The following is a 25,386-nucleotide window of genomic DNA, read 5'->3' as shown; positions in this document are numbered from 1 at the left end:
ATAGTTCAATAAAATACGCTAAATTACTAATCTACTTTTTTCCTTTTTCATTCTAAAATGTAAAGTACAAACAAGTACAATATACTAGAGGGGTAGTAAAAAAGGTATTAAATCGATGAGTTCAGCAGGCAAAAAAACAGCACCTTTGCGGGTGCTATTTTTTTATGCTTGTTCATGCTCCAAAGGAACAACGGCTAAGGTCTTACCAAGACTTGCCAATACTTTTAATACTGTATCAAGTTGCGGGCTTGTCTTTCCTGTTTCCATTCTAGCGATAACTGGCTGACTAACACCGCTCATCTCCTCTAGTTTCTTCTGACTAATGCCCTTTTCATTTCTAGCCTCGATAAGCTCACTCATGATAGCCACGCGCATATCACTTTCCAAAATTTCCTCTTTGCTGAATAATTCAGCTCTTACATCTTTCCAGTTACTACCAATAGCATTATTTTTCATTGTCTAAACCTCTTTCTTTTAAATCTGCTAGCTCTCGTTTAGCTTGCTCAATTTCTCTTTTAGGTGTTTTCTGTGTCTTTTTCATAAAATGATGCAGTAAAACAAAGCTACCATCAATCCAAGCCACAAATAAAATTCTATCTCTAAGTGGTCTTAGTTCCCAAATTTCAGCATCTAAATGCTTAATATAGGGTTCGCCTGCGCGTGTTCCATTCTGGCTTAGTAACTCAATATAATCATTGATTTTATTGAGCTTAATTCTACTATCTTTCCCTTTTTTACTGGCAAGCTCTCGCATATAATCTAAAACAGGCTCATTCCCATTCTTATCCTTATAAAAATAGATATTATGCACTATTAGCACCTCTTTCTAAAAACTATTATAACCTAAAAGTTATTATTTGTAAATACTTTTAAGTTATTAAAACAAAAAACGCATCTAGTTTCCTAGATGCTAGCACAATAGCCCGGATTCGAACTGGAATCTCCTCCATCAAGGCGTAATCCCTATATACTACTCCTTGTGCTTTAGAATATTATATCAAACAGTATTAAAATTTATCAAGTAGCATCAATATCAATCGCTTTGATAAATACCTTTTTCCAATTTCTGATATTATTAGCATTTTTAAAGGATTTCTCATACCAATGTGTACCAGTTCCAGGCGTTGTGTACTTTCTTTTAGCCGCTAATAATTCCTCTTTGTTAGCAAAGAAAAATCGTCTTTGTTTTTCAGAAACAAACCCCTTGCGTTTTGGTCCGTAATACTGCGCCCTTGCATAAGGTGGGTTATAGACTATAGAATTTCCAACTACGTGTCCAGATGCTCGCAAATTACCACTTTTCTTTGGAATATATTTGTTAGTATCAAGCATCATTTGGTTCATCATTGCTGCCTTTCCTATTTGTAAGGATTGTGAACTAAGCTTTTTCTCTATCCCGCCTAAATCTATCTTAACACTAATAGCTTTTCCCATATTATACCTCCTCTAATTTATTATGATATACCCCCATATTAGGTAAAGGTACAATACTAAAATACAAATCCGAATAGGTATCAAACCACTTATTCAGCTTAGTATATGCTGATGATTGAGTAAGAAATAGTATCCTCTGACAAGCTCCAATAACATTCATACGATTATATACATAAACTTCTTTTACAGTTTCTAGCATATCCTCTGGGCTTGTCTGTACCCTAATATCTGTTATCTGCTTGATAGTAGCGTATTTTTGATAAGATAACATATCTTGATTTTTAGCAGCATCAAACATTTTACGCTCAAGGACACTATACATAGGTTGTTCTTTATCTCTCATGAAATACCACTTGAGCCATAAAATCTTTTCTCGATGTATTACAGAAATACGCTCAATTTTCTTCTTTGTCATTGCTACCTCCTAAATTAATCTAACAACTCTAGCCACTCACTTTTAGAAATAGTTACATAGGGCTTGTTCGGCGTATGATACAAAGGTTCTAAGCCTTTGTTCACTCTAATATAGTCCATCATATCCTCATGAGTGGGAAAGTATAGTATTTCCGTTTCATCCTCACTTAACATACGGTTAGCATCATCATCGATAATAACTGGCACTTCCCACTCATGCCATTTTTTAAGGTTTTCTAAAAGTTCATTATCACTAAATAGCTCGCCGTCAATTTGGAAAAATTCTCCTAGGTCATTGTTTCCCTCAACAATAATAAACTCTGGCATATTTCTATTACTTAATAACTCCTTGAGTTCTCGTAACTCTTTAATTTCCTTTAGATACTTCCTCAATTTCTAACCTCAATTCTTCAATCTGCCTTACAACTCCAAAAATTTCATGGGTCTTATATGATTGTTCAAGTATAGCCTTTGCGGCTTGAGTTCTGATGAATGGATTAACTTTGCTATCCATCATAATATCATTGAGTACAGAAACAGCATTAGACGATGCCAGGTATAGCATTTGAGTTGTTTTATCCATCATCTCATCTTGCTTTATCCTCAATGTCTTTCTAACGGCTGCAATATTTAGATACTTATGCCCTGTTGCCCTAGCTATCCCTGCCTTTTCGCATGCTTTTTCTATCGTTGGTTCGGTAAGCATGGCATCTATAAACTTCACTTGTTTAGTTGTAAGGCTATCATTTTCATTTCCTGCCACTTACTACCTCCTAACATGTAAAGGGGGATAATACCCCCTACGGACTAAAATAACCAACCATTTTAGCTATACCCTTTTTGATGACTTGCCTAACTTTCTGCCAACTCGTAAAGGGTGATTGCTGTGAAATTTGCCCCTTTTCAAAGGCTCTGATAATTCTTTTTGAGTATAGAATAGCTGATTTAATCTGATGTTTTGGTACTTTCTCTTGTTCCAAAATATCAGCATATAAATTAAATGCTTTTTCCTCTAACTCAGTATCTTTAAGCAGATGTTGCAAAACAAGCGTAAATACCAGCGCTGTATGATACTTCTTATAAATCATCCAAGATTAACCCCTAGGCTACGCCCTGCGGCATATAACTTTTGATATGTCTCATAGTCTAGCGGTAGCGCCGTAGCTAAAGAGTGATTATCAGCACCAATAAAAGTTGTTTGCCCACTAAAGGCTTTTCTAAAGTCTTCATCAACAATCTGTGATAACACTTGTTTATTAAACTCTGAGGGTTTCTTGGTATATTGACTAAGCAAGGAAACTGTTTCTTTAAAACTGTTCAATGTCTGCTCTGTCAGCTCCTTAACATCTTCATCTTGCCCCCATTGTTCAACTACATACGTATGATACAACTCTTCAACTTCACGTAACTTATTAGGTAACTCTGCATCAAGTTCACGTTTCAAGGTATTATAGCGGCTCTCAACACGCAAGATATAACTTTCTAACTCTGATACCTTATTATCAGTTTCAAATGAGAAATTCTTTTCTCTGTCAGTTTTTGCTTGCTCTAATTCTGACTTAGCTGCATCTAGTTTTTGTTTGTACTCATCCACTACATCACGTTTAGTATTTACTTGAGATACGATAGATTGAATATTAGGCAATACATTTGATGTTGTCATTTTAAAATCCTCCTTATGACAAATAAAAGAACCCAACACAATAACAAAGCCATAAGCCTTGAAATTTGCATTGGGTTCTTCCTCTAGCATTATTTATTAAATTAAACCATCAACATGATCAGTCTTTTTATATGGCACGCCATCCCTAAAATGGATTTCTACGCTACCATGACTTACATTATTGACTTTTTTAATTATACCATCTTTTTCTAAAATTATCCAGCCTTGGCTTAATAATTCAGCTACTGATTCCATTGGTTGAATATCATTAAAATCCATGTTTTTTGCTCCCTTATTTCATTTTATTATAATCTGAATGCCCCAGCCTATTGATTTCACTAGGTTTTTAGGGTTCGTATGCTAAAATACTACCCTTTTTGTGTACCCTATGGCTGATTTTTCAAATTGGTTAGATTGCCACGCTTGATTTATTTGGTCGTGGAAAGCATGGCAACTACTTCTAAATTGGGCGATTTCTCACCCCATGAAAAGTGTCTATTTTTGTTTAGGTTTGTAAGTTACGCACAAGCAAGCCCTGCTTTATGGCGCTATCAATATAATTAAAAGCACCTAAAATCGCTTCAAGTATAGCTGCTTTCTCAAGCATCGTTTCCTTACCATCAAGATACATTTCTACTTTATGTTGCTCTTGATCATCTAATCTCTCAAAGACAAGGGTTTTGATTTCATCATAAGTCATTTTAATTCTCCTATTCTAAAATTATTGAGTTGCAAAATTTTCCAACTATCTAATACAAAATTCCAACCTTAAAGGTCATTTTTCCAACTAAAACACCCTTTTTTTAGCGATTTTCCAACCAATCCAAAAACAAAAACCTTATAATACCAACGTTTCTAGCTATCGTGGTTGGAAAAACACGGTTGGAATCGCTCAACATTATATAAAAACATATAACAGATAACATATACCTCTATTAGGTAGGAATTTATATATTTTATAGACAATTATTATTATTTTTCCAACCAAATACTCACAAAGTTAGATATATCAAGGGTTTTCATGGTTGGAGTTGCGTTGGAGAAAAAATATTTTTCCAACCATGATAATTTAAACCCTATAAAATCAACGTTTTAGCCACTTAATTTGGTTGGAATTTTTTTAGGATTTTCCAACCAATAAATATCCGCTTGTTTGTCTTTGTCCGAACTTAACATTTTTCTTATACTCCCATTCAGTTGATACATCAAAGAATAGTTTAGCTTTCTTTTTCGCCTGTCTATCCTCGGAAAATATTTCATTCATCATATCACCGATATTAACCCTATCTCTGACGGTATCACCTATCCACTCATCATCATCTGTACGATTTTTGAGCGGTGTCACTCCCTCTTCAAGATCTCTGTAATACTGTTTTCTTTGCCAACTTCGTGTGTATTGGCTATAAAAGTCACTCGGTATCAGTTGCTCTAAATACCATTCAATTTTTTCAACAACATCATCAACACGCTTGAATGTATCACGTTCTAGTGATATAATTTGCCCCTCTGGGCTATCATCATGATAAAAGAGTATGGGGTTATTTGTGTATGAAATATAGTAAGCGCCCCAAATATCCCTCAAATCATCTTTAGTAATATGATGTCTATGATAACTTTCTTTTTTACCAATCTTAATCGGTAAAAATCGCCTATCTCCAGTTGCATCCGCCAAATGTTGGAAATTGTTAGTTGTTCGCATATAAACAAAGTCAACAGGGGTTGTCTCTGCCGCTCTCGCATACGGTGGGCGTACAGTGATTTCAGTTAAGGTTATGGTTTTCTTGAGTTCTCCAAAACTCATTTTATTACTTGCTACCAGCTCATCATCATTCACACCCCAAACAGCTACCATTTTCAATAAATCATCCTTATCTGAAAACGAGCTAATTTGGTCAGTATAATACACTCCCATGAATAAATCACGCGCAAAAGTTGTTTTTCCTCCACCTTGTACTCCGACTAAATCAAGGCAATAATCAAATTTTATACCGGGGTGCAATACGCGAGCAATTGCTCCCCTCATAAACAAATCAAGCGCTATTCTATTGTATTCAGTATCTTCAATGTTGATATATTTTTTAATGACTTGAAAAGCGTCTAAGGTTTTACCAGTATTTTTGGCATACTCTAAAAAATCTTTGATGGGATTGTAGCTATTTTCTTTTGCCACTACTCGAATTTCACCGCTAACATCAGCATCTTTAAAATCAACTTGATAAGTTTCTGATACATAGCTAATAATTTGATTTACCACCATATCATCAAGTACACCTTTAGTAATAGTTCCGACCGATAGCTCCCTATCTTCAATGACTTCAATAACATGTGTATTCTCGTTGTATCTGAAAAGATTACTAAGATTATCATCATAACCTGTCAACAATTTACGCAAGTTTGCTCTGATTTTTTTGACCACACCTTTATCAGTTTTATAAAGTTCTGGTTTTGGAAACTCAATAACTTTGCTCTCTTGCTGAAACAATGACTTTTCATTTTCGGCATCTCTCACTTTATTTAAAATTTCACTCACTTAGACCTCCTTATATAATTTTGTTGCTAACTCAAGAAAATACCTTGATAAGCTTATATTTTTAATAATAGCGCTAAATAGTTGTACAGTCTGCTCAAAATCATATCCGTTCAAATACATCAATCGGACGAATAGGGCGGCATCACGTTTAGTAAAAATTCCTATTGTGATAGTATCAAAGACCCACCCAGTTAATTCCAATCCGCTTGCCTGTCTATTTTTTCGGATTTTATCAAGCTCTAGCTCCCTCAACTCTGTAATAAGTTGTGTACCAGCTATTTTAATATCCAAATTTCTAACAAATTGCCATCCATTGTTAAAAAGCTCCTCTGTCGGATCAGTTTCAACAATTTTCAATGCAATCAACTTATAAATAAATGGGGTGAAATACTCATCTAAAGGCTCATAATACAATAATTTATAATATCCATCCTTTCGAAATGCTCTGCTAGGATTGTTTTTCAAAAAGCTAAATAACGCCATCATATCTTTATGTAAGGTAAGCTCAAGTATTCTGTACATTGTCCTCCTCCTTAAACAATAATTTCACTAAAAATACAAAGCGCTCTGCGGTCAGCAATTGTTTATCGTAACTATTAACATAATTTTTTATTTTATCTAAATTACTGATGTCAGCATTTAATAAACTAATGGCATCTTTTGAGTTCATCTACTTTACCTCCAAATTGTTCTATTACTTGATTTTGTCACACGTTCAATCATTTCATTGTGCGCATGTTGCGGTACTTTATCGCTGATAAACACAACATCCAAGCTAGGTGAATAATGTGCCTTACCTCTCCACGCATCACCATCAATAATAAATACTTTCAAAATATACCTCCTAGCGAATCGTAAGAAAGTTAATCACATCAGAAACCTTAAAATAAAGTTTCTTACTACTTTCAAAAGGGGATTGATACGATACAAGCCCAATATCCATCCAGTTTTTTAATGTTGTTCTAGAAATATCTAACTCATCTTTAAGTTCCTTAGCCGTGATTAGACCAGTTTTCTTTTGTAACTTCTTCTCTAGCTCTAGCTTTTGCTGTGCTAGCCTATCAACTCTATCTAATAAGCCCTGTTCAAATTCAACTGAAAATATCGCCATACTCCCCTCCTAATTGTAATGCTTATTCGATAGCCAAATATAAGCCCCATAGCGCTCTTTTACATAGTCCTTGGGTGTTTCTGTTGGCTCGGTGTCTAAAGCTGTGTCAGCGCCTTTCTGTGGCTTGTCATAGTTCCATATCAAGGCAAGGATAAATAAGCACACGACAATCACAATAATGCTTTCTGTTGGTGTTAGATTTAATTCATTTTGCATGTCTTACCTCGCTTGATAGTTGTCAATATAGTTTTGTTGCTGGTCAGAGGTCATAGATAAATAAACACTAACTTCTTCGCGTGTCACTTTTTTATCTATAAAATCACTGATCATTTGAAATAAATTAGGTGAGTCTTCTTTTACCTCTGCTAGAAGTTCATCAAATTCTTGTCGTGTCATGTCGTTTAAATTCATTGCCATACTCCTTGAAAAATTTATCTGATAATTCAGTGTGTTCTGAAACAAGATGCTTTAACCCATTGGTTGCCCTGCTGCTTAATGTTTCGTGTGCTTAATCCCATTTTTGATTTTCTACTTTGTTTTTGGTAAAATTAAAGTAATGAAATTTGACAAGGGGCTTTTTCTACCATTTGTCAAGCCTATCAAGGTTTTAGAGAAAAAATAATTTTCATACAGTCATCAAAATAGGGAAGTGACCTTACTTTACACTAAAGATTTACATAAAAAGTGTATACAAAACCAACACCTTATTTTGTGATTTTTGAAATAAGGTGTTACAATAATATGGCATAAACAGTTTTACCGATTTTGGGTAGAAGTATAATCGTAAAGCTTATTATGCGTAATGAGGTAATACATTGTCCGAATGAGACGGTGTATGGAGGCAATCGTGTGTGGCTTGGTTGAAGTCGTTTGCGATTGCCTTTTTCGTTTCTCATAAAAGTCTGCAATATGGCAAGGATTGGTGTGACTAGCTGAAGCGATATTGTGAATGCATTTGAACAGAATCTTTCTAGCGTAGGGGTTGCCACGCTTGGTAATGTGTTCCTTAGCGATGAAGTTTCCAGATTCATAGTGTCTCAGGTCAATACCGATAAAGGCATTGATTTGATTGGCAGACTGAAAACGGCGAATATCTCCCAGTTCACCAATAATACTTGTTGCAGTCGTCTCAGCGATACCAGGAATAGAAAGCAGAATGTCATACTCTGGTAAAGGTTGAGCTATTTCCACCATCTGGTCTAAGACTGCCTGTCTCTGTTCAGAAAGTCTAAGCAATTCTTTTGCATAGTAACGCACCTCTTCCAGCATTGGAGAGGTTTTCTTAACGGCACAATAAGATTGATTAGCTAGTGCTGTCAGCTTCTCTGCTAAGTAAGCCACACGCTTGTCCGAAATACGTTTTGAGGTGGACTGACGGATGCTCTTTGAGAGTTCATCCTTGCTTAACTCAAGCACGAAGTCCTTGCAAGGAAACGCAGTAACTAAGTTCCAGTATTGTTCCCCAGTTGGCGTTGATAAGATAGTCTCCAACTCTGGGAAAGTGACCTGTAAGACCTTGTGTAGACGATTTTTAGCCCGAACAATGTCCTCAGTCAGATTCTGATAGAAACGGCTGAGATCCCGCAAGTCTTGATAGACTTCTTCTTGGACATAGGTCGGTTTACGATTCAGCACAAACTGGGACTGAGCCAGTTTTTCAGCGTCAATTTGATCTGTTTTCCGCACACGCAAGCTATCCAGTTGCTTCTTGGCTTCTAAGGGATTGAGCCGTGTGTAAGCGTAGCCATGTTCATCCAGAAAAGCTTGAAGACGACGAGAATAGACGCCTGTTGCTTCAAAGATGATTTCTGGCTTGTGGACGGTTTTCAAATCGCCAAGTAGCCGAGCAAAGCCAATGGCATCATTGGGCATGGTATAGCCATGAACCTTCTCGCCGTTGACTAGAATGGCCACTTCTGAACTTACTTTACTCACATCAATCCCAAAAACTGCACGCATGATATTACCTCTTTGTCTTGAATGATTCCTTGTTTTAGAGATGTCATTTTCAATACTCGACGTCTGGCGTCCCACATACTTTGATAACATTCTTTCTAAAACAGGTGTCTTGCCAGTTTTTGTTGCGACGTCTAGCGTCAAAAAGCCCCACGACTTAACAAGACACCTCTACTTTATCATCTTGAGAATGAAAAAAGTAGTGAGTACTCTCTCCCGTCGGAGATTTCCTCACTACTAATCTTAGTATGTTTTTCTAGCCCTTGCTAAATACCTAACAAAACCATGCGCCTTGCCTTTGCTTGAGTTTTGTTATTTTTCCTTAGCCATGTACGTTGGTTTGGTCGCCTGTACATGGCTTTTTGTTTTCCTGGATTAATTTTCAGCATCAAGTGCTTTTAGAAGATTTCTTAATAGTTCACCATCAGTTGTAACTCCAATCCCTCCTCTTCGGTCATTATAGGCAACACGGTCGGTCGCCTCTTCGATGAGTTTGTTGTATTTTGCTTTGAAATCTGCAATATTCATTTGTTTTCTCCTTTTTTCGCTTGTTCTAATAGGTGTTTTCAAATTGGTTTAGTAATCTTTTGCTAGCCATTCCATGACTTTTGCGTAGACGGTGTTTTTTACTTCTCCACCTTGTACTACTTTTTTATAAGTGATTGGGTTAATGCCAATAGCCTGTGCTGTCGCTTTAGCTGTTAGCATGTTATCCGCTTGTTTGCGTCGTACAGCTTTTGCTTGATTTTCAGTTATAATCATATATTACCTCCTCTCGTTTTTGTAAAGTTTTTCTTTACTTGGTTTCATTTTATAAAACTTTTCTTTACTTGTCAACAAGAAATATAAAAATTCTTTACAAGAGCATTTTTTGTATGTTATACTCATGTTTGAGGTGGTGAATATGACCAATATAAAAAATAACTTAAAAGATTTAAGATTAAGTAAAAATCTAACTCAACAAGAACTAGCTGACCAATTAAACTTAAGGCTCTTAGATGGAAAGAAGCCCATTTCTAAAATGAATATTTCCAACTGGGAAAATGGAAAACATTCTATCAAACCTGATATTGCAAGGTTAATTGCAGATTACTTTGAAGTACCGCTAAGCTATCTTTTAGGCTATGAAAAAGAAATTAATAACGCTTTATATGAAATTTTACCAACTGCCATACAAAAGACTGATGAACAATATGAGCATTACTTGAAAATATATAAATCATCAATTGTTGGCGCTAATGAACAGTTAGATAATGTTGTAAACTCCTTAAATCCTGATAAAAAGTTTTCACTAGAAGAAACAAGTGAGTTTTTAATAGCTTTAGCTGGTGAAATAACTAAATTAGAAACTTCATCAGAAGTTTTGTTAAAACTAAAAGATACTCAAATCAAAAATATTACAATGAAGCATGAACTTGAACATTTCAAAAACTACTTTGAAAATAAGTAGCGTATCCAATTATTAAATACTTCCCAACTTCATGTATAAATACCTAACAAAACCATGCGCCTTGCCTGCTGATGGAAAGAAAGGTACAAATACATGAAAATCAAAGATAAAATCAAAAAGAACGGTCAAAAAGTTTACTATGCTAGTGTTTATCTAGGCGTTGATCAACTAACGGGCAAAAAAGCCCGTACAACTGTTACAGCAACCACCCAAAAGGGGGTTAGGGTAAAAGCGCGTGATGCTATCAATGCTTTTGCCGCTAATGGCTATACAGTTAAAGACAAGCCGACAATTACAACGTACAAAGAGCTTGTAAAAGTTTGGTGGGATAGTTACAGGAATACAGTTAAGCCAAATACTCGCCAATCTATGGAGGGATTGGTTAGAGTGCATCTATTGCCTGTATTTGGCGATTACAAGCTATCTAAACTCACTACGCCTATTATCCAACAACAAGTAAACAAATGGGCTGACAAGGCTAATACAGGGCAAAAAGGGGCGTTTGCTAACTACTCCTTACTCCATAACATGAATAAGCGTATTTTGAAATACGGTGTATCTCTACAAGTGATAACGTATAACCCAGCTAATGATGTTAGTGTTCCACGTAAGCAGCAAAAAGAAAAAGCTAGCGTAAAATACCTAGATAACAAAGAACTAAAACAATTTCTTGATTATCTCGATACCTTAGACCAATCAAACTATGAAAACTTGTTTGATGTTGTCTTATATAAGACTTTGTTAGCTACTGGTTGCCGTATCGGTGAGGCTCTAGCTCTTGAATGGTCTGATATTGATCTAGACAATGGTATTATCCGCATTAACAAGACACTCAACAGATTCCAAGAGATAAACTCGCCTAAATCAAACGCTGGTTATCGTGATATACCAATAGACAATGCTACGTTACTTATGCTCAAACAATACAAAAACCGTCAACAAGTACAATCATGGCAACTAGGGCGGTCTGAAACGGTTGTATTCTCTGTATTTACAGAAAAGTATGCTTATGCTTGTAATTTGAGAAAGCGCCTAGAAAAGCATTTTAAGGCTGCTGGCGTGACTAATGTATCATTCCATGGTTTCCGTCACACACATACAACAATGATGCTCTACGCTCAAGCTAGCCCTAAAGATGTACAATACAGACTAGGACACTCTAGTTTGATGATGACTGAAAATGTTTATTGGCACACTAACCAAGAAAACGCAAGAAAAGCTGTCTCAAATTATGAAACAGCAATCAATAGTTTATAAAGGGGGTCACACTTTGTGACTACCCTCTTACTATACCAAAAATACAGTATTTCAAACATGGGGTAGTACAAAGGGTAGTAAATTCTAAAAAAGCACCTTGGGATGATGCCCCAAAGTACTTAATATCAAGTCTTTTAAGCCTTTAACCTCATAAAGAGATTATTTTACCATATTGTAGAGTAATTTTTTCAAACAGAATTGCTCAGTTTTACCTCGCATTTTTTGACAGAAAGTCCTATAATATAAAAATAAATTGTAAAAGGAGTTCCAAATGTCTAAACAATATTCACGTCAACAAAAACAATCTCCAAAGAATCCTAGCCATCATATTAAGACTGGATTTTCAGCCTTTCAAAAAACGATTGCTCTAATTGGTTCCATTCTTAGTATTATCGTGGCTAGTTTTACTATCAAGAATGCCATTTCAGGTTCCTCTACTAAATCAAGTGACAGCACAACCTCCACTACTCAGGTTATTATCAAAGAACAATCGGCAGATTCTTCCGGCACTGATAGTCAGACTGACAGCAGCACCTATTCTGCAACAAATAACAGCAGTAATCAAACCAGTGAAAATTCAGCCACCTCTAATGACTCAAGTACCAGCTCTAGTAGTTCCTCAGAAACTAGTACTGCAACAAGTTCGTCTGCCCAAGATGGAATTGACAGTTCAAATACTGAATCATCTAATTAAACCATCCTAGAAAATATGATCAATCAAACACCCACCATAGCCTGGATTCATTCCTATAAAGCTAATGGACTCAGACCAAACCTTAAACGCATGACAGCCTTGTTGAAGCAACTAGGCAATCCTCAGAACCAATTTCCAGCTATTCATGTCGTTGGCACCAATGGAAAAGGCTCAACAACAAGTTTTCTACAGCATATCCTAACTGCCTCTGGCTACAAAACGGGGGCCTTCATCTCGCCCTACATCAGATGTTTTAACGAACGCATTGCCATCAACGGGAAAGACATTCCTGACAGTGCTCTTGACAAACTAGCTGATCAGATTAGACCTTTGATAGAGGATAAAACATTTTTAAAAAACTACGGTAAACTCACCGAATTTGAATTAGTGACAGCAATTATGTTCACTTACTTCGCACAAATTGACCCTGTTGACATTGCCGTTATTGAAGCTGGTATAGGGGGTCTCTATGACTCTACTAATGTTTTTACTGCTCAAGCAGTCGTATGTCCATCCATTAGCCTTGACCATCAGGCCACTCTCGGTGACAGCCTCGAACAAATTGCCCAGCACAAGGCTGGCGTGCTTAAACCAGCAGTTCCCTTTATATTTGGCCAGATGGACGAGCCCGTCCGTCACGTTTTCTACAGACAATCTCAAGCTCTGGACTGTCCAACCTTTGAGCTTGGCCAAGACTTTCATTTTTTGGACAATGGCAGAGCATTTGATGTTATCTATGATGATGTGAAAATTGCAGATATCCATTTACAGATGCTCGGCAAGCACCAAAAATCCAACGCTTCACTGGCAGCCATGACCAGCCTGCAAATTGCGCAGCATTTCCCAAAAATAAACCTAGACAACATCAAGAAAGGTTTGGAATCCACGCGCTGGCCTGGACGCTGCGAACTCGTGAGGCCCAACCTCATGCTAGATGGTGCTCACAATCAAGATTCAATTGCTAAACTCGTGTCCTTGCTCAAACAAGACTTCGCCGATAAGACTATCCATATCCTTTTTGCAGGACTCAAACGCAAACCGCTGGAACAAATGTTAGATCAATTAGCCGACTATGACTTGTCCGTGACTGATTTTGACTTTTACGAAGCAAGATGTGTAACAGACTACCCTGACTGTTACACGAAAGTTGTTGATTATCGAACATGGTTGGAAGAAAGCAAGCAGTCCAACGAGTTTTACGTAGTGACTGGCTCACTCTACTTCATCTCCGAAGTGAGGCAGTATTTGCTCACAGCTTTATCCACCGATAATTATCACGATTAATCGCAAGGTTTTTTTGACTCAGTTTTTCTACCGATACTCAATGAAACTCAAAAGTAATCAGCCATATGTAGGTAGAACTCCACTACTTTTGAGTTTTTGGGTAACAGGTTGTTAAATTTCTCTGCTGATGAACATTCATCAAACCAAAGCAATAACGTCATCGTTCGATTTTCGAAAAGAATAATCAAAAAGAGCAGTTTTCTAAACCACTCCCTATCAAGTGGAGTAATCACTCGAAATTGCTCTTTTTACTTACCTTATCGCATGGTAACAAACTCTTCGGCACCCGTTGGGTGGATAGCAACCGTATTATCAAAATCTTCCTTGGTTGCTCCCATTTTGATAGCGACTGCAAAGCCTTGAATCATCTCATCAACACCATATCCAATGCCATGCAGACCAATGATTTTTTCTTCTTTACCAAGTGTGACCAATTTCATCTTGCTTGGTTGGCGATGGTTGCCAAGAGCTGTATACATTGGAGTAAAACTAGAGCGATAGACCTTGATTTGATCTTCACCAAATTGAGCAATAGCAGCTTCTTCTGACAGTCCTATTGAACCAATGGCTGGATGGCTAAAAATCACTGTTGCCACATCCTTATAGTCCATTTTGGCGTTAGGTTTGTTATTAAAAAGACGTTCTGATAGTTGACGGCCAGATTTAACAGCAACAGGTGTCAATTCCAATTTCCCATTAACATCGCCAAGAGCATAAATACCTTCAATATTGGTATTTTCAAAGGCATCTGTTTTAATGAAACCTCTCTCATCTAATTTGACACCAGTCTTTTCCAGACCATAGCCTGTCACATTTGGCCGACGACCGATAGCCCAAATGAGAGTATCAACAGTGTAGTTCTCGCCATTTTCCAAAACCAAAGTCAGACTGCCATCAGCATTTTTGATGACTTCTTTTGGGACAGAGAAAGTGTGAAGATTAGGACCATTGACAGCCATTTCACTCACAAGAGTATCGATGATTTCCTTGTCAAAATTGCGGAGCGGACGATCTCTGCGAACGAAGAGGTGAGTATCTGAACCTAGGGTATTGAGAACACCTGACACCTCAACAGCGATGTATCCAGCTCCCACAACTGCAGTACGCTTAGGCACCTCATCAAGTTCAAAGAAGCCATCTGAAGTAATGCCGTACTCAGCCCCCGGAATATCTGGATAAAGGGCGTGACCGCCAGTTGCAATGAGAATGTGTGGTGCAGTATAGCGCTCCCCTGCTGCCTCAATCGTGTGGGCATCCACGAAAGTTGCGTAATCGTAGACACGTTCAACAGCATTGTTGTCAAAACCACGTTCATAAGAACCGTGAATACGGTCAATATAGGCTTGACGGTTAGCTTTCAATCTCTTATAATCAAAGTTTTTAGTCTCAATATCAAAACCGTACTCTGCTGCATAGTGATTAAGGGTCTCAGCAACTTGAGCACCATACCACATAACTTTTTTAGGAACACAACCAAGATTGACACATGTGCCGCCAACTTCTTTTCCCTCAAAAAGAATGACTTTTGCTCCATGCATGGCTGCGCGGTTAGCTGAGGCAATGCCACCTGAACCGCCACCTATAACAATATAATCATATTCTTTAACCATGTTTGATTTCTCCTTTAGTGAACTAGTATGCTTCAAACATCAAGTTCAGACATTGTTGATTCAATTTGATGAACCTTAGTTCTATTGAACCAGTGTTGCATCGTCTGACTTTAATTTTGATTGCGTGTAATAACCATAATTTACCATAAAATAAAGAAGCTAACAAACATTTGCTACGGGGTTGACTAGATAAAAAGAATCCCTCAGGATTCTTAAAAATCAAAGACTTTCAGCAAATTTTCGTTTGATAAAATCAGCAGAGTAGGCTAATTTGTCTTCTTCCTCAGTTGGCAAGGTGAGTTTGATTTGCTCAATAACACCTTGACGACCGATTATAGCCGGATAACTGAGATAAGTATCCAACGGCTCATAATAATTAGACACTGGCAACTCTTCATGGCTATCCGAGACAACTGCTACTGCCAAACGAATAGCTGCACTGGCAATACCGTAACTTGTATATTTCTTGCCATAGAAAACGGTATGTCCACCAATCATAGCTTCGTGAGCAATATCTTCCAGCTCTTTTGGACTGGCAAATTCTGAAATAGCTTGCCCCTTGATACGTACTTGACTCCAAGCGGTGAATTGAGAGTTGCCGTGTTCACCAAGGTTATAGCCGTAAACACTTCTAGCATCCACACCAAATCTTTCAGAAACTGCACGTTTCATGCGAGCCGTATCCAAAAGGGTACCTGTTCCAATCACACGTTCTTTAGGCAAACCAGAATAATGTTGGTATAGGCTGGTTATGACATCTACAGGGTTGGAAATGGCAATGATGATCCCCTTGAAGCCCACCGCCTTCAATTTTTTAGCAACAGCTGGTACTTCTTTCGCTGTAAAAGGTAATTCAGCAAAACGATCCGCATTGGGGTTATCCTGCAAGGCAATATTCCCTAACGCAGAAATCACCACATCCGCATCCGCTAGAGCCTCATAATCGTTCACGATAATATTAGCATGCTGATTGAGGTTGGCAGCTGCATCGGTGAAATCTACTGCATCAGCCATCACCTTCTTCTCATTTGTATCAATTAAAATGTAATCATCAAAAGTCCCTTGAGCGATTAAACCGTGTGCAACTGTTGAACCAACATGTCCCATTCCAATAATTCCGACTTTTCGTGCCATACAATTTACCTCCACAATTTCTAATTAAGTTCTATTATACACCTTCAAAGAGAAAATTGACCGATGAAAATCAATTTTTAAAAGAAAAAGAGCCAGTCACGACCGCAATGTCATTAAGTTAACTAACCTATCACGTTTTGTGGTGGGTTAGTTAACTTAATGACATTGTGGTAATTTCCCTTCTTTATACTGGAAAGCAATTGCTGGTGCAAAGCCCATAACGTGATTAAGGAAAATTCTAAAATAGAATTTCGAACCTAATCTGACTAATACTACAAAGTAACAATATATACTTTTCAGTCTAAATAAAATCATGGTAATCCAAAGAAGTAAGGTATGGAAAAACTGGGAAAGTATATAATACATTGGAATAGCTCCTATAAATGACAGAATTATTTTCAAAGGATCCTCACTTATATTTAACTGAATAAAAACTGGAGCAACGCAAAAAATGCTTGTTACTATTAACAATAAAAATATCATCAAAGTTTTGTTAATTTTCATAGCTTCTCTCCCTATATGTTCCTTATATATTGTACAGAATTTTAAAAAATAAAGCCAAGATGAATGTATCCAGTTAACTAAAAAACTTTAGAGTCACTGGTACACCCACCTCGGATATTATTCAAATATTCATACTAATAGAATAATCGCATTGTCCAAAGTGCTACTCCAGCACCAACCGCAACTACTGCAGCCGCTCCCCCAGTTGCCCCAATAATTGGTGCGGAAATTGTTGCTACCTTACCTGTCGATTTAAAATTAACTCATTGAGTTTCCGAACAGGTCTAATATAGAACGTCCAACTTTTGGAGAGCAGTACAGTTGTATTACAAAGTTGATTCTAGAAATCTTAAAATTTATTAAAAATTTTTATTAAAAATAAAGATCCCAGTATTATAATCACCCCAATTAAAAAGATTGGTAATTCCATTTCCTTATATTTTTCAATATATGGAATGACATACATGCTAAGTAATACAAGTAGTACTCCAATAAGAGCTATGATGATTAAAAAATATTTTTGCCACATAAATTATGTAATATCCCACCGACACTCAAGCCTCCTGTTCCTAAGACAAAACCAACAACCTCATCAAGGTCATTAAGGCTTTCAGAACTTTGAAAACTTCAAAACTAGAATTCTCATCACTTTAAATATCAAAAAGGAGAGAACCCTGATGATTCTCTCCATATGTTAGCTTTTCATCAACCCACTATGGTTGGCAAAAACTTTAGTAATCATCGTTTCTATAAAAATATTTTCTATACACTCTTGATAATACCAAAGTTAATGCCCATATCATACCAAGAGCCATAATAGTAGAATTTATTGGATTTATTTTAGTAAGTCCAATCACTAGTCCAATAATTGGACTAGTAGACATTGTTAGATATAATAAAAATAACCAAAAAGGAATCTCACCAATTCCTGCAAAAAAATGTCTCATAACTATATTTTGTATGACCTTTAATTTCAAGAGAAGCAACTACTTGTAATTCAGAAACAATTACTCCTCCTCCTCGAATTTTACGAGATAATACTTTCTTTACCGTGAAATCATCCAGTTTCTTATAATTCGGATTATCAATAGTATACGACTTTACCGATATTTCTGAACGGTTATTATAGATATAATTATCTACTTTCTTGAAAATATCATTGTAATACTTAGTTTGAAGTAGCTTCTCAAAAGAATTATAGGCCATATTTTCACCTCATGAAATTTGTTATTTACTTATTATATAACGCCAGATACTTGGAGATACGTATAATCATAAACTAGTTGTTTGAGAACAAATAGTAAAATTTCTACTTATATATGTCCATAAACAACTGTATTTCAGAAATACCGAGCGATATTGTTAAGTCTTGTTCTCCAGCTAAAGCGGCATCAATACCATCTTTAACGAGCATAAAGTTTGGTTTATCAGTCAAAAGTTGATTTAACATTTTACTGTACCTTAGCCTCAATTCTGTATCATTTTTTAATAGATATAAATTAAGTTTGATAACATCTAACATTCCATAAAGTCCCATTTGGTAGCCTTTATCGTCAAATCGTTCATTTTCAATCATCTCAATAGCCTTACACTGCTCCTCAGATAAATATACTTTTATTAAACTTACATAAGAAAGTGCTATAAATGGTAGTTCCGACTTTGAACTCAATTGCCAAATTCTGGGATAGTCTTTAATCGAAAAATGATAGTCATGGCCTGATTCTAATATTGTCAATACCTTTGATTTTAACATGAATAACTGCTGATACTCTGGCTCGTATAGCCTCTGAATAATTGCTGTTACAATTGAAAATGGGATAAGCGGTAAAAACAACGGATTACGATGGACTACCAAAAATAATAGGTAGTATCCTATCATTGAGAGGAAGTATAGGAGGTAATACACTTTAAAAAAAGGCTTTGGTAATTTCCCTTCTTTATACTGGAAAGCAATTGCTGGAGCAAAGCCCATGACGTGATTAAGGAAAATTCTAAAATAGAATTTCGAACCTAATCTGACTAATACTACAAAGTAACAATATATACTTTTCAGTCTAAATAAAATCATGGTAATCCAAAGAAGTAAGGTATGGAAAAACTGAGAAAGTATATAATACATTGGAATAGCTCCTATAAATGACAGAATTATTTTCAAAGGATCCTCACTTATATTTAACTGAATAAAAACTGGAGCAACGCAAAAAATGCTTGTTACTATTAACAATAAAAATATCATCAAAGTTTTGTTAATTTTCATAGCTTCTCTCCCTATATGTTCCTTATATATTGTACAGAATTTTAAAAAATAAAGCCAAGATGAATGTATCCAGTTAACTAAAAAACTTTAGAGTCACTGGTACACCCACCTCGGCTATTATTCAAATATTCATACTAATAGAATAATCGCATTGTCCAAAGTGCTACTCCAGCACCAACCGCAACTACTGCAGCCGCTCCCCCTGTTGCCCAAATAATTGGGCCAGAGATTGTCGCAACTTTAGCCATTAGAATAGGATAACTGTACTTGATTGCAGTTCCTGCTGCAGAAACCAAGCCAACTTGGCGCATTGCATCACGCAATCCTGCACTGCTAGCCCATAATCCTTGAATGTTGTTCCTAAAGTTGTTCCAGTCTCCTCCATCAAGATACATCATTTCCTCTTGATCGAGAGTTACATAATTTTTTGGTAATACAAGTTCCATAATATTTACCTCCAAACGAAGATCATGGTTAGGGTAATATCACCTAACAAATTATTAACAATAAAATTTATAGATTAGTATATGTTTATTCACTATCTTTATAGAAAAACTTTCTATAAAGGCGAGAAAGTAATAAAATGAGTACGAAAGAAATACCAATGAAAGTAAGTAGCAATCTTCCAAAACTTAGTTCAGTTCCAATGATATAAATATGCACTAGTGGAACTAGTCCAATACATGATAATATCACGAAACTAAATAAACTTATTTCTCCGAGGCCTGCAAAAAAGTGCTTCATATCTTTAAGCAAATACATAGCCATCCAAGCGGCCATCTGCCCAGTCAGCGCCATACGCAACTGCTCCACCTAACGAGAAACCAGAAACAGTTAATGCAATATCTAAAGCCCCACCTGCTAAATGGCCAGCCGCACTTCCCACATGTTTAATAATCATACTACGCAACGTTCTTGTCATTGCACCTTTATTAGCTTTAATCGCTTTTCTAATTGCAACTGCTGAGAAAATAGTAGCTCCACCTGTATAGATAGCAAGCCCGATATCAAAGACAGTAGCAAGAGTTCCTCTACTGTTCCACCAGTTACGACCAACGCCACCACCATCAGTATACATCATCTCCTCTTGTTCAAGAGCTACACAATTGTTTGGTAATACTAATTCCATAAGAAATTTCCTTTCTTAATTTAACAGGGTTAGGGAATTGCCCTAACAAGTAATAGACAACTTAGTTTATATCTCCGTAGCTACCTAGATAAGACAGCCTTTCTCTGTTTTATTGTATTTTATAGGTCGTCTAAGGGCTAAACCCAAATTATTGTTTGAAACTTAGCATTTCTAAAATCCAGTCAAGATACGTTACTTTATCCTCAGTCTGAAGCAAATTCTTATTTTTCATTCTTCCTTGCTTGTAGAGACCTAAAGATAATATAGACCAGATATCCAATCGTGATTGCAAAATAACATAACGCAAAGAAAACACTTTTAAAAATACTAACGTTATAAAAACTCATGACAGCTAATAACACATTTATAATAAGCATTATAAATGAGAACACGTGAATGCGCCTATCTTTCATAGCTAGCGCCAACCTAAATTTTGTTCCAATATACGACCAAATGTATGTCCAGTAATATACCCCGACATATAGCCTGTTGCAGCACCAGCAGTAGCTAAAATAAATGAATAACTAACTGTACCAATAACTGGCAAGGTTATTGTTCCCAGTGTAGCACCAGCTACAGCACCAGTTATAGCACCTGCTATTCCTCCTGCAACACCTCCAACACTTCCACAAATTTGAGCAAGCCATCCCTCTCCCTCAAGATACATCATCTCCTCTTGTTCAAGAGCTACACAATTGTTTGGTAATACTAATTCCATAAGAAATTTCCTTTCTTAATTTAACAGGGTTAGGGAATTGCCCTAACAAGTAATAGACAACTTAGTTTATATCTCCGTAGCTACCTAGATAAGACAGCCTTTCTCTGTTTTATTGTATTTTATAGGTCGTCTAAGGGCTAAACCCAAATTATTGTTTAAAACTCAACATTTCTAAAATCCAATCAAAATAAGTTTCTTTATCATAAACAATACGTACTTCAACAGGCATATCTTTTTGAAGAACAATCGTTTCACTCTCATGTTTTAGCGTTAACGTCTCTAACTCTATGATAACTTTATAAAGGCTGACACTGCCCTCTTTTGTTTCTTGGGCAATTGTCCCTGAATCAACCTGTCTAACCTTTCCTTTTAAAGTACCATATTTTTGGCTATTCACACCTGTCAGTGCCACATCAACCTTAGCACCTTTGGACACACGAGAAATATCACTTGCAACCACAAAGGCTTCCACGTAGTAGTCTTTTTCTTTTCCAGAAACCTCAGCTACTGTTTGACCTTGTTGAAGTGACATTCCCTGTTTTAAGGGAACAATGTAATGAAGTACACCATCGCTTGCTGCTAAAATACTGTGTGCTTTATCTTGTCCTGTTGCAATACCAAGATTCGCCTCAAGTTCTGTGATGCTCTTATTATTATTTGAACGAGCAGTCCCTAATTCACTGATTAGTTGCGCATAAATGTTATAAGCTTGAGATGTTGGATCATTATAGGTACGTTCCATATCTTTAATATTACTTTGTTGACCCTCTATCTCACTATCTTTTGCTGTAATACTGGATTTAATGGTTTCAACTTTCGTAGTCAGTTCACTTATTTTAGCTTCTAAATCAGCCTTAACGTCTGTCGTAGTCGCTACAGGTGGTGTAGATGGCTCAGTACCATTAGTGGTTGTTGTCGTCGGATCTAGCGCAGGTAGTGAGGCTAGTTGTTGCTGTAGTTGAGCTAATTCATTTTGAGCAGTCTGAAGATCAATATTTAACTGATCTCGTTCACCGATGAGTTTATTCAATTTTACATACTCATCCTGAAGTTTGGAGTACTGGGAGCCATTATTATAACTCTCTGAATTTAGCTGAGACAGATAATACTCCACTTTACCATAGTACTCCTGCTCTTCACCAGAGTTAGCCATATGGTTGACTTTCTCATTTAATGACTGTTCAAATTTTTGAAAAATTACTTCTTTGGCGCGTAGTTTCTCTAACTGTTTCGTCAAAGAACCAGCCTGCAATCCCTCTTCGCCACTTGAAAGAGAGAGAATAACATCTCCAGCTTTGACCGTATCTCCTTCAGATTTATGCATGGTAACGACCTTACCTGAACCAATAGCAGATAGAAATTCGGTTCCTGTTATCACCGCATTTCCATTCGCCTTCACAATATAGTTTTTAGGGATATAGGCCGCACCAATCAATGCACCAACTAAAACTAGAGTGGTTGAAATAATGAGAATAAAGGCATAGGCTGGGGGCTTCTTATCAAAGAAAATCCGAGAATAACGTAATTCTGACTTGTTATATAGTTTCATAGGCTTATTATTGGTCTAAAAATATCTACAGTCATTTTTTCAGGAGAAGAGTTGACATATACGGTATAGACAGTTCCATCCGTTTGAATATCATTCTCATATAGATACAATTCTAATTTTGAATATGCAAACTGAAGATACTCTGGACTATCTTCAAAATGCACATATAAACAATGTGGGACAGATACCATATCCTGAACATCGTACATATTGCTGTACTGTTGCGCATTATGTGCTTGAACATAAAACTCAAAATCCGTTGTGATAGTTCCGTCATCATGAATTGTTGTTCCACAACTTTTGACAATTAATGGACCAAATATTTGTGCTTTAACTAACTGCAAATGTTGATGAAACTTATCAATTTCATGATCAACATTTTCTACTTTAGCACCATGTAATTTTTTACAAATAACTTGTTTCAAAACAAGTTTTTTATTATCTTTTACATCTAGTTTAGCCATAAGTGACCTCCTCTGTATCTAACACCGCCTGCGACTGAATCTGTTGATTCAACTTAATGCTTTGTAAGTCAACCATTTGAGCATATTTCCCATTTTGAGACATTAATTCCTCATGGGTTCCATATTCCACAATGGTCCCATTTTCTAGGAAGCATATCTTATCACACCGAAGAATTGTGGACAATCGATGGGCAACAACAATTGTTGTCTTACCAATAATCTTGTTAAAGATTAAATCTTGAATAATTTGCTCACTAAATGAATCTAAGTTAGAAGTTGCCTCGTCAAAAATATATAAATCAGCTTTGCTTAACAATGCCCTCGCAATAGCCAATCGTTGTTTCTCTCCTCCGGAGAAATTCTGACCACCTTCTTCTACGAAGGAACCATAGCGGTTTTGAAGGCGCTGGATAGTGTCATGAATACCCACAATACGACAAACTCGCATCATATCTTCATAGGTTGCATCTGGATTACCAATTTTCAAATTATCAATGATGGTTCCTGTAAAGAGTTCAATAGTCTGAGGGATATAGGAAATCTTCTCCCGTAATTCGCCGTAGTCAAGATCAGATAAATCATGATGCCCAATACGGATACTGCCCTCACTCGGATTTATAAAGCGAAGTAATAATCGGACTAACGTACTTTTACCTGCGCCACTCTCTCCTACGAAGGCTATTTTCTCACCTTGTTTAATTTGCAAATCAAAGTTTTTAATAACTGGAGGCCTTGAACCATACGCGAAGGTCACATGATTAAATATGATATCATCCTGTAAGGAAAAATTTTTGACACTATAATCAAGATTGTTATCCTCTCGGTCAACTTCCATCAATTCCTGAAGGCGGCTAACTGCAACTTGTACCTCCTGAAATGTTAACTGAAGACCAACTAAGTTTTGTACAGGCTCTGTAAAATATTGACTCAGTGTTTGAAATACTAAAAGATCACCAATCGTCATCTTACCATCAATGATGAATAAGGCGCCCACCCCCATAAACAGTAAGCCACCAATAGTTGAAGCCATTGAAGAGACTGTAGATTGTACATTTTGTAACACACCTTCTTTGTAGCCAATCTCTAAAGTATGCACAAATTTTTCTTCAATTTTATTTAGGCGCTGTTCTTCATCGTGTTGTGATTTAATGGTATCAATATTACGAATAGACTCAATTAACTGAGAGTTTAGGAGCCCGTTTGCTTCCATTTGTTCATGGTTAATTTTCTTATAAGGCTTCTTAAAGCAGTAAATAAGAATAATATTCACAACAACCATTAACACTAAAATCAGAAACAAGGACTGGTTAATGGTCCATAAGACAACCGCACTAATAACTGATAAAGTAATATCCATAACTAACGAGATTGATACTGATGTAAATACATTTTTTATCGTCATCGCATCTTGAAATCGTGTTAGGACGTCCCCTACTCTTCGGCTACCAAAAAAACTATACGGTAAATGGATGATGTGGTCATAGTATCCCATCAGGACAGGGATATCTATTTTTCGTGATAGAAATAACAAAATATGTTGTCGGAAGGCGGATAGTAGACTCTGTAGAAAAGACACTATCCCAAAGACTATCAAGAAAAGGTACAAACTATTTTTTAAGCCATATGGAATAACTTCATCCATAATGACCTTTGAAAACAGACTAGATAAAATCCCAATGATACTAAGAATAAAGGATGCTAGTATAACCGTAGCTACCAATCCTTTTTGACTAAAAATCAATGTGCCAAATAGTTCTAATAGTCCCTTTCCTTTTAATTTCCCTTTTTCAAAATCTGAATTAGGAACCATAAAAAGGGCTATCCCCTGATAGACTTCTTCTATTTCATCACGAGACATCTTAAGCATTCCTCTGGCAGGGTCCGCTACCAGAAACCTACCATTTCTCTTGATACGATGCAGTACAACAAAATGGTTTTGTCCCAAATCATTTTTTATTTGAAGGATAGCAGGAAAAGTCAACTTCGATGTCAAATCTTCTTGTGCTACTCGGACAGCTTTGACAGTAAAGTTTAGCTTTTCAAGACCTGAAACGATACCGCTCACAGTTGTTCCATACATATCAGTCCCGATAATCTCACGAATCTTCATGATAGACAGTTCTTTTTTATACGATAAAAGCACTGTCGAAACAACTGCTGCTGCACAATCTGACTGATCATGTTGCATGGTACAGGCATATTTTTTAAACATGTACAGCCCCTCACTC

The 25,386-nt window shown here is 36.5% G+C and carries 35 protein-coding genes; 4 read left to right on the top strand and 31 right to left on the bottom strand.

Annotation, left to right across the window (positions count from 1 at the left end):
- Positions 1–162: 162 nt before the first annotated feature.
- The 20 genes from ABZ559_RS06445 to ABZ559_RS06350 all read right to left on the bottom strand — a co-directional run bounded on the left by ABZ559_RS06445 (position 163) and on the right by ABZ559_RS06350 (position 9,870).
- Positions 163–456 (bottom strand): helix-turn-helix transcriptional regulator, encoded by a 294-nt coding sequence (locus ABZ559_RS06445; RefSeq protein ID WP_367007586.1) that lies wholly within the window; start codon positions 454–456, stop codon positions 163–165.
- Complete coding sequence (locus tag ABZ559_RS06440) at positions 446–811, bottom strand: type II toxin-antitoxin system RelE/ParE family toxin (protein ID WP_367007585.1); 366 nt, start codon at positions 809–811, stop codon at positions 446–448. Before ABZ559_RS06440 ends, ABZ559_RS06445 begins: the two co-directional genes overlap by 11 nt.
- A 206-nt stretch (positions 812–1,017) precedes the next feature.
- Positions 1,018–1,434: a minor capsid protein gene (locus ABZ559_RS06435; RefSeq protein ID WP_171841004.1), complete on the bottom strand. Its 417-nt coding sequence runs from the start codon at positions 1,432–1,434 to the stop codon at positions 1,018–1,020.
- Position 1,435: 1 nt separating this feature from the next.
- Entirely contained in the window at positions 1,436–1,849 is a 414-nt protein-coding gene (locus ABZ559_RS06430; RefSeq protein WP_367007584.1) for a hypothetical protein, read from the bottom strand.
- 14 nt (positions 1,850–1,863) lie between these two features.
- Positions 1,864–2,175: a hypothetical protein gene (locus ABZ559_RS06425; RefSeq protein ID WP_367007583.1), complete on the bottom strand. Its 312-nt coding sequence runs from the start codon at positions 2,173–2,175 to the stop codon at positions 1,864–1,866.
- A gap of 40 nt (positions 2,176–2,215) precedes the next feature.
- A complete protein-coding gene (locus ABZ559_RS06420) occupies positions 2,216–2,611 on the bottom strand; it encodes a hypothetical protein (protein ID WP_027971718.1) in 396 nt (131 codons plus the stop codon).
- A gap of 37 nt (positions 2,612–2,648) precedes the next feature.
- Positions 2,649–2,936 carry a hypothetical protein gene (locus tag ABZ559_RS06415; protein ID WP_367007582.1) on the bottom strand — a complete coding sequence of 96 codons (288 nt, stop codon included), beginning with the start codon at positions 2,934–2,936 and terminating at the stop codon, positions 2,649–2,651.
- Positions 2,933–3,511 (bottom strand): hypothetical protein, encoded by a 579-nt coding sequence (locus ABZ559_RS06410; protein ID WP_367007581.1) that lies wholly within the window; start codon positions 3,509–3,511, stop codon positions 2,933–2,935. Before ABZ559_RS06410 ends, ABZ559_RS06415 begins: the two co-directional genes overlap by 4 nt.
- 96 nt (positions 3,512–3,607) lie before the next feature.
- Positions 3,608–3,790, bottom strand: coding sequence for a hypothetical protein (locus tag ABZ559_RS06405; RefSeq protein WP_367007580.1), 183 nt, complete (start codon positions 3,788–3,790; stop codon positions 3,608–3,610).
- A gap of 226 nt (positions 3,791–4,016) precedes the next feature.
- Positions 4,017–4,211 (bottom strand): hypothetical protein, encoded by a 195-nt coding sequence (locus ABZ559_RS06400; RefSeq protein WP_367007579.1) that lies wholly within the window; start codon positions 4,209–4,211, stop codon positions 4,017–4,019.
- A gap of 420 nt (positions 4,212–4,631) precedes the next feature.
- A complete protein-coding gene (locus ABZ559_RS06395) occupies positions 4,632–6,041 on the bottom strand; it encodes a VapE domain-containing protein (protein ID WP_367007578.1) in 1,410 nt (469 codons plus the stop codon).
- Complete coding sequence (locus ABZ559_RS06390) at positions 6,042–6,563, bottom strand: hypothetical protein (RefSeq protein WP_367007577.1); 522 nt, start codon at positions 6,561–6,563, stop codon at positions 6,042–6,044.
- Positions 6,547–6,711 carry a hypothetical protein gene (locus ABZ559_RS06385; protein ID WP_367007576.1) on the bottom strand — a complete coding sequence of 55 codons (165 nt, stop codon included), beginning with the start codon at positions 6,709–6,711 and terminating at the stop codon, positions 6,547–6,549. Before ABZ559_RS06385 ends, ABZ559_RS06390 begins: the two co-directional genes overlap by 17 nt.
- A 5-nt stretch (positions 6,712–6,716) precedes the next feature.
- Positions 6,717–6,875: a hypothetical protein gene (locus ABZ559_RS06380; protein WP_367007575.1), complete on the bottom strand. Its 159-nt coding sequence runs from the start codon at positions 6,873–6,875 to the stop codon at positions 6,717–6,719.
- A gap of 10 nt (positions 6,876–6,885) precedes the next feature.
- Positions 6,886–7,152 (bottom strand): HTH domain-containing protein, encoded by a 267-nt coding sequence (locus ABZ559_RS06375; RefSeq protein WP_367007574.1) that lies wholly within the window; start codon positions 7,150–7,152, stop codon positions 6,886–6,888.
- 9 nt (positions 7,153–7,161) lie between these two features.
- Positions 7,162–7,368: a hypothetical protein gene (locus tag ABZ559_RS06370; RefSeq protein ID WP_367007573.1), complete on the bottom strand. Its 207-nt coding sequence runs from the start codon at positions 7,366–7,368 to the stop codon at positions 7,162–7,164.
- Between the two features lie 3 nt (positions 7,369–7,371).
- Positions 7,372–7,569: a hypothetical protein gene (locus ABZ559_RS06365; protein ID WP_367007572.1), complete on the bottom strand. Its 198-nt coding sequence runs from the start codon at positions 7,567–7,569 to the stop codon at positions 7,372–7,374.
- Between the two features lie 339 nt (positions 7,570–7,908).
- The gene (locus ABZ559_RS06360) at positions 7,909–9,111 is read right to left on the bottom strand and encodes an IS110 family transposase (RefSeq protein WP_367006366.1); all 1,203 of its coding nucleotides are present in this window, start codon (positions 9,109–9,111) and stop codon (positions 7,909–7,911) included.
- 372 nt (positions 9,112–9,483) lie between these two features.
- On the bottom strand, positions 9,484–9,636 hold the full coding sequence (locus ABZ559_RS06355; protein ID WP_367007571.1) for a hypothetical protein: 153 nt from the start codon (positions 9,634–9,636) through the stop codon (positions 9,484–9,486).
- A 48-nt stretch (positions 9,637–9,684) separates the two neighbouring features.
- Positions 9,685–9,870, bottom strand: coding sequence for a hypothetical protein (locus tag ABZ559_RS06350; protein ID WP_367007570.1), 186 nt, complete (start codon positions 9,868–9,870; stop codon positions 9,685–9,687).
- Between the two features lie 142 nt (positions 9,871–10,012).
- Here ABZ559_RS06350 and ABZ559_RS06345 point away from each other — a divergent pair, with 142 nt between their 5' ends.
- The 4 genes from ABZ559_RS06345 to ABZ559_RS06330 all read left to right on the top strand — a co-directional run bounded on the left by ABZ559_RS06345 (position 10,013) and on the right by ABZ559_RS06330 (position 13,793).
- Positions 10,013–10,558: a helix-turn-helix transcriptional regulator gene (locus tag ABZ559_RS06345; protein ID WP_367007569.1), complete on the top strand. Its 546-nt coding sequence runs from the start codon at positions 10,013–10,015 to the stop codon at positions 10,556–10,558.
- 93 nt (positions 10,559–10,651) lie between these two features.
- On the top strand, positions 10,652–11,815 hold the full coding sequence (locus ABZ559_RS06340) for a site-specific integrase (RefSeq protein ID WP_367007568.1): 1,164 nt from the start codon (positions 10,652–10,654) through the stop codon (positions 11,813–11,815).
- Positions 11,816–12,086: 271 nt separating this feature from the next.
- A complete protein-coding gene (locus ABZ559_RS06335) occupies positions 12,087–12,509 on the top strand; it encodes a DUF6556 family protein (RefSeq protein ID WP_317335253.1) in 423 nt (140 codons plus the stop codon).
- An 18-nt stretch (positions 12,510–12,527) separates the two neighbouring features.
- Positions 12,528–13,793 (top strand): folylpolyglutamate synthase/dihydrofolate synthase family protein, encoded by a 1,266-nt coding sequence (locus ABZ559_RS06330; protein WP_367007637.1) that lies wholly within the window; start codon positions 12,528–12,530, stop codon positions 13,791–13,793.
- A 257-nt stretch (positions 13,794–14,050) separates the two neighbouring features.
- On the opposite strand, the gene gorA is transcribed toward ABZ559_RS06330, so the two are convergent.
- From gorA to ABZ559_RS06275, 11 genes are all read right to left on the bottom strand, one after another.
- The gene (gorA, locus tag ABZ559_RS06325; RefSeq protein ID WP_367007567.1) at positions 14,051–15,403 is read right to left on the bottom strand and encodes a glutathione-disulfide reductase; all 1,353 of its coding nucleotides are present in this window, start codon (positions 15,401–15,403) and stop codon (positions 14,051–14,053) included.
- Between the two features lie 219 nt (positions 15,404–15,622).
- Positions 15,623–16,537: an L-lactate dehydrogenase gene (locus tag ABZ559_RS06320; protein ID WP_018376405.1), complete on the bottom strand. Its 915-nt coding sequence runs from the start codon at positions 16,535–16,537 to the stop codon at positions 15,623–15,625.
- Positions 16,538–16,693: 156 nt separating this feature from the next.
- Entirely contained in the window at positions 16,694–17,041 is a 348-nt protein-coding gene (locus tag ABZ559_RS06315) for a hypothetical protein (protein WP_367007566.1), read from the bottom strand.
- Between the two features lie 731 nt (positions 17,042–17,772).
- A complete protein-coding gene (locus tag ABZ559_RS06310; protein ID WP_367007565.1) occupies positions 17,773–17,988 on the bottom strand; it encodes a hypothetical protein in 216 nt (71 codons plus the stop codon).
- A gap of 362 nt (positions 17,989–18,350) precedes the next feature.
- Positions 18,351–19,298 (bottom strand): hypothetical protein, encoded by a 948-nt coding sequence (locus ABZ559_RS06305; RefSeq protein WP_367007564.1) that lies wholly within the window; start codon positions 19,296–19,298, stop codon positions 18,351–18,353.
- 134 nt (positions 19,299–19,432) lie between these two features.
- Positions 19,433–19,744 carry a hypothetical protein gene (locus ABZ559_RS06300; RefSeq protein ID WP_367007563.1) on the bottom strand — a complete coding sequence of 104 codons (312 nt, stop codon included), beginning with the start codon at positions 19,742–19,744 and terminating at the stop codon, positions 19,433–19,435.
- A gap of 302 nt (positions 19,745–20,046) precedes the next feature.
- On the bottom strand, positions 20,047–20,427 hold the full coding sequence (locus tag ABZ559_RS06295; RefSeq protein ID WP_367007562.1) for an argininosuccinate lyase: 381 nt from the start codon (positions 20,425–20,427) through the stop codon (positions 20,047–20,049).
- Positions 20,428–20,842: 415 nt separating this feature from the next.
- On the bottom strand, positions 20,843–21,145 hold the full coding sequence (locus ABZ559_RS06290; protein ID WP_367007561.1) for a hypothetical protein: 303 nt from the start codon (positions 21,143–21,145) through the stop codon (positions 20,843–20,845).
- Between the two features lie 148 nt (positions 21,146–21,293).
- Positions 21,294–22,694 (bottom strand): HlyD family efflux transporter periplasmic adaptor subunit, encoded by a 1,401-nt coding sequence (locus tag ABZ559_RS06285; protein WP_367007560.1) that lies wholly within the window; start codon positions 22,692–22,694, stop codon positions 21,294–21,296.
- Positions 22,691–23,158, bottom strand: a complete 468-nt coding sequence (locus ABZ559_RS06280) for an AraC family transcriptional regulator (RefSeq protein ID WP_277291476.1) — start codon at positions 23,156–23,158, stop codon at positions 22,691–22,693. The genes ABZ559_RS06285 and ABZ559_RS06280 overlap by 4 nt, the downstream gene beginning before the upstream one ends.
- On the bottom strand, positions 23,151–25,370 hold the full coding sequence (locus ABZ559_RS06275; protein WP_277291477.1) for a peptidase domain-containing ABC transporter: 2,220 nt from the start codon (positions 25,368–25,370) through the stop codon (positions 23,151–23,153). The genes ABZ559_RS06280 and ABZ559_RS06275 overlap by 8 nt, the downstream gene beginning before the upstream one ends.
- Positions 25,371–25,386 lie beyond the last annotated feature (16 nt).

The sequence above is a fragment of the Streptococcus sp. ZY19097 genome (assembly GCF_040731245.1).
Taxonomy (GTDB): domain Bacteria; phylum Bacillota; class Bacilli; order Lactobacillales; family Streptococcaceae; genus Streptococcus; species Streptococcus orisratti.
This window is presented reverse-complemented; position numbering and strand designations above follow the sequence as displayed.

Excerpts from the sequence above, each read along its gene's own strand:
- ABZ559_RS06350 (WP_367007570.1), bottom strand. The coding sequence starts at position 9,870 with ATGATTATAACTGAAAATCAAGCAAAAGCTGTACGACGCAAACAAGCG.
- ABZ559_RS06295 (WP_367007562.1), bottom strand. The coding sequence starts at position 20,427 with ATGGAATTAGTATTACCAAACAATTGTGTAGCTCTTGAACAAGAGGAG.
- ABZ559_RS06355 (WP_367007571.1), bottom strand. The coding sequence starts at position 9,636 with ATGAATATTGCAGATTTCAAAGCAAAATACAACAAACTCATCGAAGAG.
- ABZ559_RS06445 (WP_367007586.1), bottom strand. The coding sequence starts at position 456 with ATGAAAAATAATGCTATTGGTAGTAACTGGAAAGATGTAAGAGCTGAA.
- ABZ559_RS06305 (WP_367007564.1), bottom strand. The coding sequence starts at position 19,298 with ATGAAAATTAACAAAACTTTGATGATATTTTTATTGTTAATAGTAACA.
- ABZ559_RS06400 (WP_367007579.1), bottom strand. The coding sequence starts at position 4,211 with ATGACTTATGATGAAATCAAAACCCTTGTCTTTGAGAGATTAGATGAT.
- ABZ559_RS06385 (WP_367007576.1), bottom strand. The coding sequence starts at position 6,711 with ATGAACTCAAAAGATGCCATTAGTTTATTAAATGCTGACATCAGTAAT.
- ABZ559_RS06320 (WP_018376405.1), bottom strand. The coding sequence starts at position 16,537 with ATGGCACGAAAAGTCGGAATTATTGGAATGGGACATGTTGGTTCAACA.
- ABZ559_RS06300 (WP_367007563.1), bottom strand. The coding sequence starts at position 19,744 with ATGGAACTTGTATTACCAAAAAATTATGTAACTCTCGATCAAGAGGAA.
- ABZ559_RS06285 (WP_367007560.1), bottom strand. The coding sequence starts at position 22,694 with ATGAAACTATATAACAAGTCAGAATTACGTTATTCTCGGATTTTCTTT.
- ABZ559_RS06435 (WP_171841004.1), bottom strand. The coding sequence starts at position 1,434 with ATGGGAAAAGCTATTAGTGTTAAGATAGATTTAGGCGGGATAGAGAAA.
- ABZ559_RS06290 (WP_367007561.1), bottom strand. The coding sequence starts at position 21,145 with ATGGAATTAGTATTACCAAACAATTGTGTAGCTCTTGAACAAGAGGAG.
- ABZ559_RS06340 (WP_367007568.1), top strand. The coding sequence starts at position 10,652 with ATGAAAATCAAAGATAAAATCAAAAAGAACGGTCAAAAAGTTTACTAT.
- ABZ559_RS06280 (WP_277291476.1), bottom strand. The coding sequence starts at position 23,158 with ATGGCTAAACTAGATGTAAAAGATAATAAAAAACTTGTTTTGAAACAA.
- ABZ559_RS06365 (WP_367007572.1), bottom strand. The coding sequence starts at position 7,569 with ATGGCAATGAATTTAAACGACATGACACGACAAGAATTTGATGAACTT.
- ABZ559_RS06425 (WP_367007583.1), bottom strand. The coding sequence starts at position 2,175 with ATGCCAGAGTTTATTATTGTTGAGGGAAACAATGACCTAGGAGAATTT.
- ABZ559_RS06415 (WP_367007582.1), bottom strand. The coding sequence starts at position 2,936 with ATGATTTATAAGAAGTATCATACAGCGCTGGTATTTACGCTTGTTTTG.
- ABZ559_RS06360 (WP_367006366.1), bottom strand. The coding sequence starts at position 9,111 with ATGCGTGCAGTTTTTGGGATTGATGTGAGTAAAGTAAGTTCAGAAGTG.
- ABZ559_RS06335 (WP_317335253.1), top strand. The coding sequence starts at position 12,087 with ATGTCTAAACAATATTCACGTCAACAAAAACAATCTCCAAAGAATCCT.
- ABZ559_RS06390 (WP_367007577.1), bottom strand. The coding sequence starts at position 6,563 with ATGTACAGAATACTTGAGCTTACCTTACATAAAGATATGATGGCGTTA.
- ABZ559_RS06430 (WP_367007584.1), bottom strand. The coding sequence starts at position 1,849 with ATGACAAAGAAGAAAATTGAGCGTATTTCTGTAATACATCGAGAAAAG.
- ABZ559_RS06375 (WP_367007574.1), bottom strand. The coding sequence starts at position 7,152 with ATGGCGATATTTTCAGTTGAATTTGAACAGGGCTTATTAGATAGAGTT.
- ABZ559_RS06310 (WP_367007565.1), bottom strand. The coding sequence starts at position 17,988 with ATGAGACATTTTTTTGCAGGAATTGGTGAGATTCCTTTTTGGTTATTT.
- gorA (WP_367007567.1), bottom strand. The coding sequence starts at position 15,403 with ATGGTTAAAGAATATGATTATATTGTTATAGGTGGCGGTTCAGGTGGC.
- ABZ559_RS06345 (WP_367007569.1), top strand. The coding sequence starts at position 10,013 with ATGACCAATATAAAAAATAACTTAAAAGATTTAAGATTAAGTAAAAAT.
- ABZ559_RS06410 (WP_367007581.1), bottom strand. The coding sequence starts at position 3,511 with ATGACAACATCAAATGTATTGCCTAATATTCAATCTATCGTATCTCAA.
- ABZ559_RS06315 (WP_367007566.1), bottom strand. The coding sequence starts at position 17,041 with ATGAAAATTAACAAAACTTTGATGATATTTTTATTGTTAATAGTAACA.
- ABZ559_RS06275 (WP_277291477.1), bottom strand. The coding sequence starts at position 25,370 with ATGTTTAAAAAATATGCCTGTACCATGCAACATGATCAGTCAGATTGT.
- ABZ559_RS06405 (WP_367007580.1), bottom strand. The coding sequence starts at position 3,790 with ATGGATTTTAATGATATTCAACCAATGGAATCAGTAGCTGAATTATTA.
- ABZ559_RS06370 (WP_367007573.1), bottom strand. The coding sequence starts at position 7,368 with ATGCAAAATGAATTAAATCTAACACCAACAGAAAGCATTATTGTGATT.